The organism is Streptomyces radicis, assembly GCF_003626575.1.
Taxonomy (GTDB): domain Bacteria; phylum Actinomycetota; class Actinomycetes; order Streptomycetales; family Streptomycetaceae; genus Streptomyces; species Streptomyces radicis.
Genome location: NZ_RBDY01000005.1, coordinates 177,946 through 190,749, shown reverse-complemented (window position 1 = coordinate 190,749; position 12,804 = coordinate 177,946). Strand labels below are relative to the sequence as shown.

The window sequence follows — 12,804 nt, the reverse complement described above, 5'->3', positions numbered from 1 at the left end:
CGGCGCGGGGCCGCCCGGAGCCACTTCGGGCGGCCACCTGACCGGCGCGGCGGCTCAGGCGTCCTCGACGAGCCGGTCGTCGAGCCGCTCGCGGTCCTCGGGGGTCAGGCCGAGGGCGTCCGAGAGATACGCCTCCGTGCCGCCCCAGTCCTCGTCGATGTGGTCGAACGCCGCCGTGAGGTACTCGGCCCGCGCGTCGAACATCGGCGCGAGCAGCCGGGTGATCTCCTCGGCCACCCCCGCCTCCCAGCCCTCGGCGCCCGGGCCGCGCCGCACGGGGTAGCGGCGGTGGGGCGCGTTGGACTCCAGGTAGTCGGCGAGGATCACCTCACGTGACACGCCGAGCGCGAGCAGCACCACGGCGATGGTCAGCCCGGCCCTGTCCTTGCCCGCCGAGCAGTGCAGCAGCGCGGGCAGCCCCTCGCGGCTGAGGATCTTCAGCACCCGCCCGTGCTCGGCGGTCCTGGCCAGGATCATCGTCCGGTACATCGCGACCATCCGGGCCTCGCCCCGCCCGTCGGTCAGCTCCGCCCGCAGCTCCACGACGCTGCCCTCGCGCACCAGCGCCCAGAACGCCGCGCCGTCGTCGGGCTCGGTGAGCGGCAGGCTGATGTTCCGCGCCCCCGCGACGGCGACGTCGGGGCCCTCGATGGCCTGGTCGGCGGCGTTCCTGAAGTCGAAGACGGTGCGCAGCCCGAGCCCTTCGAGGAACGCGCGGTCCTCCGCCGTGGCGTGCGCCAGATGGCCGCTGCGGAACAGCAGCCCGCGCCGCACCCTGCGCCCGTCCGCGGTGGGCAGCCCGCCCATGTCGCGGAAGTTCCGGACTCCGGTCAGTGAGGGCTCCTCGGTCCACCGCTCCGTCACGGGCTCTCCTTCCGTAGGGGCGCCGGACGTCCTCGCACCGGCCCGAGGCCGACCCTATGACATGACCGGTCGTTCCACCGGTGGCAACCGGTGACGCTCCGGAGGCAGTTGGCGCGATCCCCGCGACCGCCCCCTCGCCCGTGTGTGACGCCCGGCACGTGACGCGCGCCACATACGAGGCGCGATAGGAGAGGCGTCCGCGTCCTCCCCAGGGCCCGTCCCGAGTGGTCGCGCCCCGGGGCGTGGCCTACGGCGCGGGGCCGTAGAACGCGTCCTTGTGTCCCCGTGCGCCACCGCTCACCATGGCGGATGTCAGCACATTGTGGTAATAAGCCCCCTTTCGAATGAGGTATGCACCCATGTCAGCGAATCGTTTCCGCGTCCCCGGTCCGATCAACGCCCGCAGGCTCTCGCTCGCCGGTATGGCCACCGTGGGTGCCGCCGCCGTGGCCGTCTCGCTCGTCCCGAGCGACGCCTCCGCCGCGCCCGCGACGCCCGAGCGCGTGGCCTCCGCCACGGCCGCACCCGCCGCGTTCAGCGCCGACAGCCCGACCGGCACGGCCAGGGCGCCGGATCAGGGCGCACCGGATCAGGGCGCGCCCGACAAGCCCGCGGCCGCCGCCGACGGCGGTGCCAAGGGTGACGGCGGCAAGGCCGACAGCGGTGGCGAGCCCGCGAAGGGCACGACGTACGAGGACAACCTCGACGGCTGGATCCGCGAGGCCCTGTCCGTCATGGACAAGCACGACATCCCCGGCAGCTACGACGGCATCCACCGGAACGTGATGCGCGAGTCGAGCGGTGACCCGAACGCGATCAACACGTGGGACATCAACGCCAAGAACGGCATCCCGTCCAAGGGCCTGCTCCAGGTCATCGACCCGACCTTCGACGCCTACCACGTCAAGGGCACGGAGAAGGACCTGTACGACCCGGTCGCCAACATCGTCGCGGCCTGCAACTACGCCGCCGACCGCTACGGCTCGATGGACAACGTCGACAGCGCGTACTGATCGGCCCGATCCGCCCGTCCCCACCGGATGCCACCCTCGCGCCCCGGGCCCACGCCCGGGGCGCGTTGCTGTGCGGCGAGCAGGGTCGCCGCGTGTGGTGGGATGGCGGCATGGCGCAGGTGCTCTACCTCCTCGGCAGCGCGGCCCCTCCCGTGCTCGACGTCGACCGCGCGGTGCGGGCCGCCCGGGAGCGGGGCTGGGAGGTGTGCGTCGGGCTGACGCCCACGGCCGCCTCGTGGTTCGGGGACCGGCTGCCCGATCTCGCGGAGCTGACCGGGCGCCCCGTCAGGGTCGGCCACCGCACGCCGGGCGCGACCGACGACTGGCCGCCCGCGACCGTGGCCGCCGTGGTGCCCGCGACCCTGAACACCGTCAACACCATCGCGCTCGGCCTCACCCCCTCGTGGGTCGCGGCCTACGCGTGCGAGGCGATCGGGAAGCGCTGGCCGCTGCTGGTGATGCCCTGCGTGAACGCCGCCTACGCGACGCATCCGCAGTTCGGCCGCTCGGTCGCCACGCTGCGCGACGCGGGCGTGCGCGTGCTCCTCGGCCCACCCGACGGCTTCGTCCCGCTGCCCCCTGGCCAGGCGCGCCCCGAGACCTACCCATGGCACCTGGCGCTGCGCGCCGCCGGGGTGTGAGCGTCAGTCGCGCGGCGGCGTGCAGCGGCGGGCGGCCTCGCACACGTGGCCGCGCCCCTGGCAGTGCCAGCAGGCGTGCGGCGCCGCGAGGCCCACGGGGCGCCCGGCTCTCGGGACATACAGCGTCTCGCGGAACTCGATCGTCTGGCCCCCGCACGCCTGACACTGCCGATGCGGCCCCCGGCACTCGGCCTCCACTGCGTCACTCATCTCCGACAGGTACCACACCGCGGGCGTCGCGCGCCCGGTGAGCGGGATCCGTGAGGGCGGCGAGATCGGCGAGATCCGCGAGGAGCGTCTCGGCCATGTGCTCCTCGAGCACGGCGGTGCCGCGTTCCCGCAGAGCGGCGGCCAGCTCGCGGTCCCAGGGGGCCTCCGTCACCCGCCCCGGTGGCGGGCCCGTGGGCGAACGGGCCTGCGCCGCACGGTAGTCGGCGGCCGACATGCGCCACGCCCGCGCGCCCGTGGCCGCGAGCACATGGGCGGCGATGCGCAGCCCCTCACCGTCGAGGTCGCCGTGGTAGCGCAGGGTGGCACCGGCGGAGGCGAGGTGGCGCAGCAGCGACACGGCGGCGCTGTTCGGCCAGCCGGAGGTGCACACCAGGGGCGGGCAGCGCGGGCCGAAGCGCCGTAGGGCGAGGGCCAGGACGCTGGGGTTCTCCACGACGCGCACCTCGGTCGCAGGAAGCACCGTCTCCCCGGGGTCGCGGAGCTGGGCCAGGGACACGTGCGCGGCGTGCCCCGCGTCCGCGTAGGCGGTGAGCGCGCGGGCGACGGGCCCGGCGCCCATGGGGCGCAGACCCGCGACCAGGACGGTGGTGGACAGGGCGTCGTCGGCGATACCGGCCAGCCCCCACAGGGCGCGGCGGTCACCGGCGGACGCGGGCGGCTCGGTGTCGTGCAGGGCGGCCAGGGCGCGCAGCACCACGCCCGCGAGGCGCGTGCCGTCGTCGAGGGCATGGGCGTCGCCGAGGTGGGCGGTGGCGAAGACCGGCAGCGGCTCGCCCCGCGCGGGGAGGGCCGCCATGACGGTCAGCGCGCGCTCCAGGAGCCGCCGGGTGGCCTCGACCGAGCCCTGGACCAGCCCCGAACGGCGCATGTGCGCCGTCCAGGCGCCGAGCGCGGGCTGGGCGGTGACCACGGGGTGGGCATCGAGCCAGCCCCACAGCGCGGCCCGGTCGGCCCGGTCGGCTTCGCGGTCCGCCGCGCGGTCGCCGAGCGGGCCAAGGATCGCCTCGACGACCGCGCGCGCGTCGGCGCCGACGCTGTCGCGCAGGGCCTCGTCAAGGCGCGCCAACGTCACCGTCGCACGGGGCCGCGGCAGCCGGTCGAGGCCGAGCAGGTCGGCGAGCGCCTGCCGGGCATCGACGTCGAGCGGGCCGACGGTGACCCGGCTGACCGGCCGCCCCGAGGACAGCCGGGCGTGGACCGCCCGCCACAGCAGGGCCAGCTCGGGGCGGTCGAGGGCGTGCCGGGTCCGTCGGCTCACGTGGCCGCCTCGTCGGACGACAGCCCGGTGCCGGTCCAGACGAAACGGGCCGTGGTCACCGCGTCGTCGTCCCCGTCGGTGATCAGCTGGTGGATGGCGATGCCGTCCAGCTCGCGGTAGGTGCACCACTCGTGGTCCGAGGTGAGCAGCAGATCGAGGTCGAGGGAGCACAGCAGGGCGAAGACCTGTCCGCGGTTGGTCGCGTCTACGCCGACGAACACCTCGTCGAGCAGGATCAGCCGAGGGGCTTCCGGCACCGTGTGGCAGTGCCCCGCGACCGCCGCGAAGAGCGGCAGGTGCAGCGCGATGGCCTTCTCGCCGCCCGACAGGGCGCCGTGCAGCCTCTTCGTCAGCAGCTGCCAGCCCTGCCCGTTCGCCCGGTCGAGCCTGACCACGAACCGGTGCCACGCCGTGTAGTCCAGGACCTGCGCCAGCTGCTCCTCCCAACTGCCCGCCCGCTGGCCGGTCCTGGCCTCCTCGATGCGTTCCCTGAAGAACCGGTGCAGTGCCTCGTGGTCCGCGTCGGTGAGCCTCAGGGGGTCCTTCAGCAGGAGGTTGCGGGCGGCCACGGTGCCGGGCGGCAGGGCGGGGTCGACCTGCCACACCAGCTGCACGGCGACGCGGGACGCGGTGCGGACCCGCTCGAGCCGGGCGTTCATGGTGTCGACCAGCTCGTTCGCCTGCCGGATGCGCGAGGCGAGGTGGCGGCGGGTGTCTCCGGTCAGGATCCGGTCGAACAGGGTGCGTTCGCCGGCGGTGATGTCGTCCCTGCCGCGGTCGCGCTCCTCGGTCAGCACGGCGAGGAGGCCCGCGGTGCCCAGCGATGTGCCGTCGATGGAGGCGCTGAGGACGTGGAGATCCTCCTCCGCCTCCAGATGGATGTCGGCGCGGTCGCTGAGCGTCCGCGCCGTGGCGTAGCGGGTCTCGGCAAGGCGCTCCAAGGCGTCCGCGATGTTCTTGGCCGAGTGCGGCACCGAGGGCCAGCGGGCCGAGACCGCGCGCGCCGACTCCAGGGCGGCCGTCACCTTCGCCTCGGGCGCGGGGCGGATGTCGGCCGCCCCCGCGTCGTCGGCGAGGCCGAGGGTGAGGCATCGGCGCAGCCGGTCGACGGCCGCGTCGCGGTGGGTGACCGCCGTGTCCCGCGCCGTGATCGCCGCGCCGCGCGCGGGCCGCGCGGCTGCCCGCCTCCTCCGCGGCGCGCGCCAGGGCGGCGAGCCGGACCGGAGGCCACCAGCCAACGTCCCGAGCTCTCCCGCAGCGCCTCCGCGTGCTCGGCGAGCCGGTCGAGGGCCCGCTCGTCGGCGGGCAGGCCGTACTCGGCGGCGAGGGAGTCGAGGGCGCGCGCCGCGCGCGTCACGTCGCCCTCCCGACCGGCGAGGTGCGACGCGGCGGCGCGCACGGAGTCCTCGCGGGCGGCGACGTCCGCCTCGGCACGGTCCACCGCGAGCCGGCCGTCCCCCGTGACCGCGCGCCTGAGCCCCGCCGCGTCGGGGCGCACCGCCAACGCCCGGCCGAGCAGGTCGAGAAGCCGCTCGAACGCCGGGTCGTCCAGCTCCGCGACGTGCGAGAGGCGGACGGGTCCCCGCGTGCGCAGCAGGCTCCACGCCGCCTCGAGATCGGCCCGTTCCGCCCTGGCCCGTTCGGCGCGGTCGGCCCGCACCGCCGCCACGTCCCGCACCCGGCCCGTCCGGGTGAACCGCTCCGTTCGCCCGCTCGAGCGCGGCAGCGCCGACACCTCGACGGGCGGTGCCTCGCTCCAACGCGCCGACGCGGGCATCGTCTCGGGATCGGCGTGCACGAGGTGGGCGTGCCGGGCCGGGCCGAGGCCGAACGCGGTGGCCCAGAGCCGGTGCGCGTCGGCCTCGGACGGCGCGGCGGCGAACCAGCGCGCCAACTCGCGGAAGTCCTCCGCCGCGCTCGAGGACCTGCGCCGCGTCTGCGTGATCCGGTCGAGGAACTGGAGGAGCGTCACGATCGCCCGGCGCGCCACATGGTGCAGCTGCTCCACCCGGGCGGGCGCGCCGTCTTCGGGCAGGAACCACGCGCGCAGCCCCTCCCAGCGGGCCCGCCGCGTCTGCGACCAGGCGGGCCCGGGATCGCCACCCGCCAGCGGCGGCAGCTCGGCGCCGTCGGCGTGCAGGAGGCGTTGCAACTCACCGTTGAACTGCTTGGTGTTGGAGCGCAACGCGTCCAGGTGCCCTTCCAGCTCCTGAAGGGTCGCGAACACCCGGCGGTTCGCGGAAGCCGGGTCCGCGAGGAGCGCGTCGAGGGCGTGGAGCCGGTCGGCGATCGCGTCGAGCACCGCCGTCTGAAGGGCACCCGATGACGCGAGCACGGTCAGCGCGTGCTGCACCCCGGCGAAGGCCGCCTCGCCGTGCCGGGTGAGGGAGTACTGGAGATTCCGCCGCTCGTACTCCTCCGCCGTGCGGTAGTTCCCCGCGTGATTCTGCATGGCGTCCACCAGGCGCCACTCCCGCAGCTGCCGCAACGCCGCCACCAGGTCGTCGTCCTCCAGCGCGTCGAACCACCCCACGCCGCGCAGCCGTTCCCGCACCTCGTCAAGGGAGAGCGCGGTCACCAGGCGTTCGTGCGCCTCCCCGAAGGCGTGCAGGACGGCGCTGTAGAGCGGCGCCCGCTCGCCCGTCGTGAACCGGAACATGTCGGCCGGAACCCTCGGTGCCTGCCCCACTCCGCCATCGCCACCCCCTGGCTCGTGCTCGATCCTGCCCAGGGCCCAGGGTAACGAGGTGCCGCGTCGGTCGCGTCGACGAGGAGCGCGGCGCCGTGGGTTGACCTTCGTGCTGCTTGAACGTCCACCATCGTCCGCATGGACGACACCGATCCGTTGATGAGCATCGGCGCCTTCGCGCGGCGGGTGGGGCTCGCGCCGAGCGCCCTGCGGTTCTACGACGACTGCGGCGTGCTGCGGCCCGCGCGCGTGGACCCGGCGACCGGGTACCGCGGCTACGCCCCCGACCAGGAGCCCCGCGCCGTCCTCGTGCGGCGGCTGCGCGAGGCCGGGATGCCGCTCGCCGACGCCTCTGTGGTGCTCGACGGCGCGCGCGAGGAGGCGCGCGCCGTGCTGGAGGCGCATGCCACGCGGGCGCGGGAGACCGCCGCGTCCGCCGCGGCGGCGATCGACGAGATCCTGCGCGCCCTCCCTGGGGGCCCGCGCCCGACCGTCGCGCGGCTCGGCGGCGCGGAGCTGGCGAGCGCCGTGCGCCAGGTCGCGCCCGCGGCGGCGCGGGCCGCGGTGGCGCAGGAGTTCCCCGTGCTCGGCCATGTCCTGGTCGAGCTGGCACGCCAGGAGGTGCGCCTGGTGGCAACGGACCGCTACCGCCTGGCCGTTCGCGCGCTGCGGCCCGTCGCGTCGGAGGGCGACCCGGGGCGCGTCCTGGTCGACGCGGCCGAGCTGAGGGACCTCGCCTCCTGGGCCATGCGCATGCCCGAGGTCGCCGTCGAGGTGGATCAACGGGGCGCGCGGCTGCGCGGTGGCTCCGCCGAACGCGCCCTCGCGCCGGTGGACGGGGCGTTCCCGGACTACCGGGCGGTCCTTGACGCCCTGCCGACCGCGCGGCACCGGATCATCGTGGACCGGAGCGCGCTGCGCGCCGCGGTCGCCGACGCCGGACACGACGGGCCCCTGCTGCTGCGCGCCGAAGGGCGGCGCCTCGCCATCGGACCCGACGCCGCGCCGCCCGCGCTCCCCGCCATCACCACGGGCCCGCCCGTGCGCGTCGCGTTCGACCCCGGCGTGCTGCTCCCGGCGCTCGACGCGGGCGTGGGCCCCGACGTCCTGCTCGAGATCTCGTCGCCCACCGGGCCCGTCGTCGTCCGCTCCGCCGACCAGGGCAGCTTCACCACCCTCGTCATGCCGGTCCATGACGACCCCGGCCCGCCGCGACGCCCATGACCCCCACCCCGACCACCCGAGAAGGCGAGACGATGGACACCGACAACCCCGTGGTCAGGCTGTGTTCCGAGGGCATGCGCGCCGAGGCCGAAGGCCGCGACGACGACGCCCGCGACCTCTTCCGACGGGCGTGGGAGACGGCCGCCGACGACTACGAGGCGTGCGTCGCCGCCCACTACCTCGCGCGCCACCAGCCCACCCCGCGGCTGACGTTGCGCTGGAACCTGGAGTGCCTCGAGCGCGCCGACCGCGTCGGCGACGACCGGGTCAGGGGCTTCTATGCCTCCCTGCACCTCGCCATGGCCGCCGCGCACGGCGATCTCGGCGAACGCGACGCCGCGCGCGAGCACTTCGAGCGGGCCGCCGCCCGCGTCGACGACGTGCCGCCAGGCCCTTACCGCGACGGGACGCGGATGGCGATCGCGGAGGGGCTGCGTTCCACCGGGGCGGTCGAACGGCGGGCCGTCGACGGCCCGTTGAACGAGCTGCTGGCCGCGTGGTGCGCGCGTGGCGACCTCAAGGCCCTCGGCCTGGTGCTGCCCGCGCGCCTCGCCGACCTCGGGACCGAGGACGATCGCGTGCGGCTGGCCGCCGCCCTCCACCTGGTCCATGCCGCACGGTGGCTGCCCGAGGGCGAACAGCGCGCCCTCGGCGCGATCGTGGCCGCGCTGACCGGCGCCTCCTGACCCGGCGGGCGCCCGGACGTCCCCTCGCGCTCCCCGAGCAGCCGACGCCCCGACGCGCCCGCTACCGCGCGGCGGGCTCCTGGGGCCTGGCCGGTGCGTCGGCCGGTGCGTCGTCCGTGAGGCTCACGCGCCCCGGCGGGAGCACCAGCGCGCAGGCACCGGCCAGGACTTGGAGCCCGACCACGGTGAGCAGGCCGCCCACGGCGGAGTCCGACGGGGTCTCGCCGCCCTCGAGCAGCGAGAAGTAGACGGTGGCCACCACCGCGACGCCCGTGGCGACGCCGACCTGGATGGCGGTGTTGACCAGCGAGGAGGCCGCGCCCGACGCCGACTTGGGCATGGTGGCGAGCACGATGTTCAGCAGGGTGCCCGCGACCATCGCGAGCCCGACGCCGGAGATCACCATGCCGGGGACGAGGTGCCACCACTCGAGCGAGCCCGCGTACCGGTCGACGGTGAACGTGGTCACGGCCATGCCGGTCGCGATGACGGCGGAACCCATGAGCACCACCCGTCGGCCGAGCGGCATGAGCCGCGGCGCGAAGCCTGAGCCGATGCCGACGCCCACGGTGAACGTCGCGAGCGCCAGCGCCGTGCGCAGCGGCGAGTAGCCCTCGCCCACCTGGAGGTGCACGGTCAGGACGACCTGGTAGGCCATGCCGCAGAAGAAGAGGACGGCCACGAGCAGCCCGCCGACCGCCCCGCGGTGGCGCAGCAGCGCCGGGTCGATGAGGGGGGAGCGGCCCGCGGCGGCCACGCGCCTCTCGTGACGGTGGAACGCCCACAGGATCGCGGGGCACGCGGCCATGAGGGCGAACGTCCACCACGGCCAGTCGAGCTCCCGCCCCTGGACCAGCGGGAAGAGCAGGGCCAGCAGGCCCGCGGTCGCGATCAGCGTCCCGGTCACATCGAACGTCTCCCGCCGCTCGGCGCGCGACTCGCGGGTCAGGATCGCGGCGGCGATCAGGGCCGCGATGCCGATCGGGATGTTGACGAAGAAGATCGGCCGCCAGCCCAGGCCGAACAGGTCGGCCTCGAGCAGCACGCCGCCGAGCAGCGGGCCGCCGATGCCGCCGACGGCCAGGGACATCCCGTACAGGGACATGGCCTTCGGGCGTTCCGAGCGGGGGAAGTCGACCTGGAGCATCGCCAGCACCTGGGGCACCATGAGCGCCGCCGCGATGCCCTGGAGGACGCGGGAGGCGATCAGCGTCTCCGCGTCGGCGCTGGCCCCGGCCAGCGCGGAGGTCACGACGAAGCCGCCGAGGCCGATGAGGTAGATCCGCCGTCGGCCGAACTGGTCGCCGAGCCGCGCGCCGGTGATCATGGCCGCGGCGAACGCGAGCGTGTATCCGGCCACCGACCACTCCAGTTGGGCCGATGAGGCGTCGAGGTCCTCCTGCACCGCGGGGAGGGCCACGTTGAGCACGGTGTTGTCGACCATGTCCATCAACACCGCGAAGAGCGTCACCGCGAGCGTCACCCAACGGCGGGGGCTGTACTCCGCCAGGTCTGTTCCTTCGGCTCTCTGTCCGGCCGTCATGAGGTGGCCCTTCGGGTAGGTCTGCGCACAGCAGCGCTGACGAGTCCACAGCAAAGGAGGCTTTGCTTTGGAAGCAAAGCTATTTGGAGGTCGTGGCCGTGTCAAACGGGGGCGGCCCCGCCTCACCGGTCGTGGACCGTGCCGTCGAGCAGCCGGTTCACCGGCGGATACGCGGGCTCGTACGGCCGTTGATCGCCGGGCCGTTGATCGTCCGGCGTCAGCGGTTGGCGTTTAACGGTTGGCCGCGCGCGGTCGCCGCCCCTTAGGGTGCCGATCATGGCGTGCCGCATTTCCGAGTTGGTGATCGAGTGCCGGGATCCGCAGCGGCTTGCGGCGTTCTGGTGCGAGGTGCTGGACTTCGTCGTGCTCGACACCGAGGACGACGGCGCGGTGGAGATCGGGCCGAGGGAGGGGTTCGGCGGATTGCAGCCGACGCTGATCTTCAGCCCGACGACCGAGCCCAGGAGGGGCAAGCTGCCGCTGCACATCGACGTCAACGCCACCGACCGCGATCAGGACGCCGAGCTCGAACGCCTCCTCCGGCTCGGGGCGCGCCCGGCCGACGTCGGCCAGACCGGCGAGGAGTCCTGGCACTGCCTGGCCGACCCCGAGGGCAATGAGTTCTGCCTCCTGCGGGCCCGCCTGAGCTGAGGGTCGGCCGCGATGCGCTCCGGGTGGGAGCCGGTCACGGCGGGGGAGTCGGGGGCCCGCGTCCTCCGCTCGCCCGACGGCTCGCGCTACGCCAAGTGCGTTCCCGCCGAGGGAACGCCCGCGCTCGAGGCGGAGCGGGACCGCGTCGGCTGGCTCGGCGCCCAGGGTGTCCCCGCGCCGCGCGTCCTCGACTGGCACGCCGACGGAGCGGGCGCCCGCCTGGTGACCAGCGCGGTCGATGGCGTCCCCGCCGACCGCGTCACCGCGCCCGAGCTGTGGGCGGCGTGGGAGCCGATCGCGGACGCGGTGCGCCACCTGCACGAGCTGCCCGTGCGGCGCTGCCCGTTCGGCCGCGACCTCGCCGGGATGTTCGCCCTGGCGCGCGACGTGGTCGCGCGGGGCGCGGTCGACCCCGACTTCCTGCCCGAGGAGCAGCGGCACACGCCCCCCGACGAGTTGCTCGCCCGCCTCGCCCCCCAGCTCGAACGCCGCCTGGCCCAGGAGGCCGCCGAGGCCGTCGTGTGCCACGGGGACCTGTGCCTGCCGAACATCGTCCTCGACCCCGAGACCCTTCGGGTGGCGGGCTTTGTCGACCTGGGCCGCCTCGGCCGGGCCGACCCGCACGCGGACATCGCGCTCCTGCTCGCCAACGCGCGCGAGACATGGCCCGACGAGGACCGGGCGAGGGCGGCGGACGAGACGTTCGCCCGCCGCCACGGCACCGCCGTCGACCCCGAGCGGCGGCGCTTCTACCTGCACCTCGACCCGCTCACCTGGGGCTGAGACCCGCCGCCCGCGGGGCGCCGACGCGATCGACGCGGCCGGGACGCGCTTGCGGGTTGAATCGAAAGTCGTCAATATAGAGCCATGTCGAAACAGGAGCTCGTGGTGCTCGGGCAGGACGCGGACGACTTCTGCCGCCCCGGGTTGTCCGCCGCGCCGCTCGGCGAGGACAGGGCCGGGGAGTTGGCGAGGGTGTTCAAGGCGCTGGGCGACCCGGTGCGGCTGCGGCTGCTGTCGTTGATCGCCTCGCGGCAGGGCGGCGAGGTCTGCGTGTGCGAGTTGACGCCCGCGTTCGAGGTGTCCCAGCCGACGATCTCCCACCATCTGAAGCTGCTGCGGCAGGCCGGTCTGATCGACGGCGAGCGGCGCGGGACGTGGGTCTACTACCGGGTGCTGCCCGAGGCGTTGGAGGGGCTGGCCGCCGTGCTGCGCCCCCGGGCCGCCGAGGCGGAGGCATGAGCGTCCCGGCGCCGCTGCCGCGGCGTGTGGCGGCCGAGGCCTTCGGGACGGCCGCCCTGGTCGCCGTGGTCGTCGGCTCCGGCGTCCAGGCGGCCGAGCTGTCGGGGGACAACGGTGTGCGGCTGCTGGCCAACTCCCTCGCGACCGTCCTCGGGCTGGGCGCGCTGATCGCGCTGCTCGGCCCCGTGTCGGGGGCGCACATCAACCCCGTGATCACCCTGGCGACGTGGGCGGAGGGCCGCGTCGGCGGCCGGGGGCCCGGCAGGCGGCAGGTGGCCGCGTATGTCCCGGCTCAGATCGCCGGGGCCGTCGGCGGGGCGGTCCTGGCCAACGCCATGTTCGACCTGCCGCCCGTCGCGTGGTCGACCCAGGACCGGTTCGCCTGGCAGCTGTGGCTCGGCGAGGTCGTCGCGACGGCCGGGCTCGTCACGCTGGTCATCGGCCTGGCCCGGGTCGGGCGCGCGAGCCTGGCACCGGCCGTGGTGGCCGCGTTCATCGGGGCCGCGTACTGGTTCACCTCCTCCACGTCGTTCGCCAACCCGGCGGTGACCGTGGGGCGGGCCTTCACCGACACGTTCGCCGGGATCGCCCCGGCCTCCGTCGCCCCGTTCGTCGCCGCCCAGCTCGTCGGCGCGGCGGTCGGCCTCGCCCTGGTCGCGGCGCTCTTCGGCCGCCCCGCTCCCGCGCACACCGACGCCGCCGCCCCTCGTGGCGCGGCCGAGCCCGCCACCTCGCCCGTTTCCGTCCCCTGAACTCCCAGGG

Annotated in this window: 14 protein-coding genes; 8 read left to right on the top strand and 6 right to left on the bottom strand. The window is 75.1% G+C overall.

What is annotated here, in order from left to right; translation table 11 throughout:
* Nucleotides 1-54 precede the first annotated feature (54 nt).
* A complete protein-coding gene (locus D7318_RS10245) occupies nucleotides 55-864 on the bottom strand; it encodes a tyrosine-protein phosphatase (protein WP_120696593.1) in 810 nt (269 codons plus the stop codon).
* 359 nt (nucleotides 865-1,223) lie between these two features.
* Here D7318_RS10245 and D7318_RS10240 point away from each other — a divergent pair, with 359 nt between their 5' ends.
* Together D7318_RS10240 and D7318_RS10235 are read left to right on the top strand one after the other, a co-directional pair.
* Complete coding sequence (locus tag D7318_RS10240) at nucleotides 1,224-1,877, top strand: transglycosylase SLT domain-containing protein (protein WP_183091343.1); 654 nt, start codon at nucleotides 1,224-1,226, stop codon at nucleotides 1,875-1,877.
* A 110-nt stretch (nucleotides 1,878-1,987) separates the two neighbouring features.
* Nucleotides 1,988-2,518 (top strand): flavoprotein, encoded by a 531-nt coding sequence (locus D7318_RS10235; RefSeq protein WP_120696591.1) that lies wholly within the window; start codon nucleotides 1,988-1,990, stop codon nucleotides 2,516-2,518.
* A gap of 3 nt (nucleotides 2,519-2,521) precedes the next feature.
* Here D7318_RS10235 and D7318_RS10230 read toward each other — a convergent pair whose 3' ends face one another.
* From D7318_RS10230 to D7318_RS10220, 4 genes are read right to left on the bottom strand one after another with little or no spacing between them, the layout of a single operon-like run.
* A complete protein-coding gene (locus tag D7318_RS10230) occupies nucleotides 2,522-2,728 on the bottom strand; it encodes a hypothetical protein (protein ID WP_147437654.1) in 207 nt (68 codons plus the stop codon).
* Nucleotides 2,721-4,007, bottom strand: coding sequence for a TIGR02679 family protein (locus D7318_RS33845; protein WP_230423601.1), 1,287 nt, complete (start codon nucleotides 4,005-4,007; stop codon nucleotides 2,721-2,723). The genes D7318_RS10230 and D7318_RS33845 overlap by 8 nt, the downstream gene beginning before the upstream one ends.
* Nucleotides 4,004-5,032, bottom strand: coding sequence for an SbcC/MukB-like Walker B domain-containing protein (locus D7318_RS33840; RefSeq protein WP_230423598.1), 1,029 nt, complete (start codon nucleotides 5,030-5,032; stop codon nucleotides 4,004-4,006). Before D7318_RS33840 ends, D7318_RS33845 begins: the two co-directional genes overlap by 4 nt.
* Complete coding sequence (locus D7318_RS10220) at nucleotides 5,029-6,666, bottom strand: TIGR02677 family protein (protein ID WP_120696589.1); 1,638 nt, start codon at nucleotides 6,664-6,666, stop codon at nucleotides 5,029-5,031. The genes D7318_RS33840 and D7318_RS10220 overlap by 4 nt, the downstream gene beginning before the upstream one ends.
* Before the next feature lie 168 nt (nucleotides 6,667-6,834).
* On the opposite strand from D7318_RS10220, the gene D7318_RS10215 reads away from it, so the two are divergent.
* Entirely contained in the window at nucleotides 6,835-7,920 is a 1,086-nt protein-coding gene (locus D7318_RS10215) for a DNA polymerase III subunit beta family protein (RefSeq protein WP_120696588.1), read from the top strand.
* 32 nt (nucleotides 7,921-7,952) lie between these two features.
* Nucleotides 7,953-8,606 (top strand): hypothetical protein, encoded by a 654-nt coding sequence (locus D7318_RS10210; RefSeq protein ID WP_120696587.1) that lies wholly within the window; start codon nucleotides 7,953-7,955, stop codon nucleotides 8,604-8,606.
* A gap of 61 nt (nucleotides 8,607-8,667) precedes the next feature.
* Here D7318_RS10210 and D7318_RS10205 read toward each other — a convergent pair whose 3' ends face one another.
* The gene (locus D7318_RS10205) at nucleotides 8,668-10,149 is read right to left on the bottom strand and encodes an MFS transporter (RefSeq protein ID WP_120696586.1); all 1,482 of its coding nucleotides are present in this window, start codon (nucleotides 10,147-10,149) and stop codon (nucleotides 8,668-8,670) included.
* A gap of 276 nt (nucleotides 10,150-10,425) precedes the next feature.
* Here D7318_RS10205 and D7318_RS10200 point away from each other — a divergent pair, with 276 nt between their 5' ends.
* The 4 genes from D7318_RS10200 (at nucleotide 10,426) to D7318_RS10185 (ending at nucleotide 12,794) form a co-directional block, all read left to right on the top strand.
* Nucleotides 10,426-10,800 carry a VOC family protein gene (locus D7318_RS10200; RefSeq protein ID WP_120696585.1) on the top strand — a complete coding sequence of 125 codons (375 nt, stop codon included), beginning with the start codon at nucleotides 10,426-10,428 and terminating at the stop codon, nucleotides 10,798-10,800.
* Between the two features lie 12 nt (nucleotides 10,801-10,812).
* Entirely contained in the window at nucleotides 10,813-11,583 is a 771-nt protein-coding gene (locus tag D7318_RS10195) for an APH(3'') family aminoglycoside O-phosphotransferase (protein WP_120696584.1), read from the top strand.
* Nucleotides 11,584-11,667: 84 nt separating this feature from the next.
* On the top strand, nucleotides 11,668-12,042 hold the full coding sequence (locus tag D7318_RS10190) for an ArsR/SmtB family transcription factor (protein WP_120696583.1): 375 nt from the start codon (nucleotides 11,668-11,670) through the stop codon (nucleotides 12,040-12,042).
* Complete coding sequence (locus tag D7318_RS10185) at nucleotides 12,039-12,794, top strand: aquaporin (RefSeq protein WP_120696582.1); 756 nt, start codon at nucleotides 12,039-12,041, stop codon at nucleotides 12,792-12,794. Before D7318_RS10190 ends, D7318_RS10185 begins: the two co-directional genes overlap by 4 nt.
* The last annotated feature ends 10 nt before the right edge of the window (nucleotides 12,795-12,804 follow it).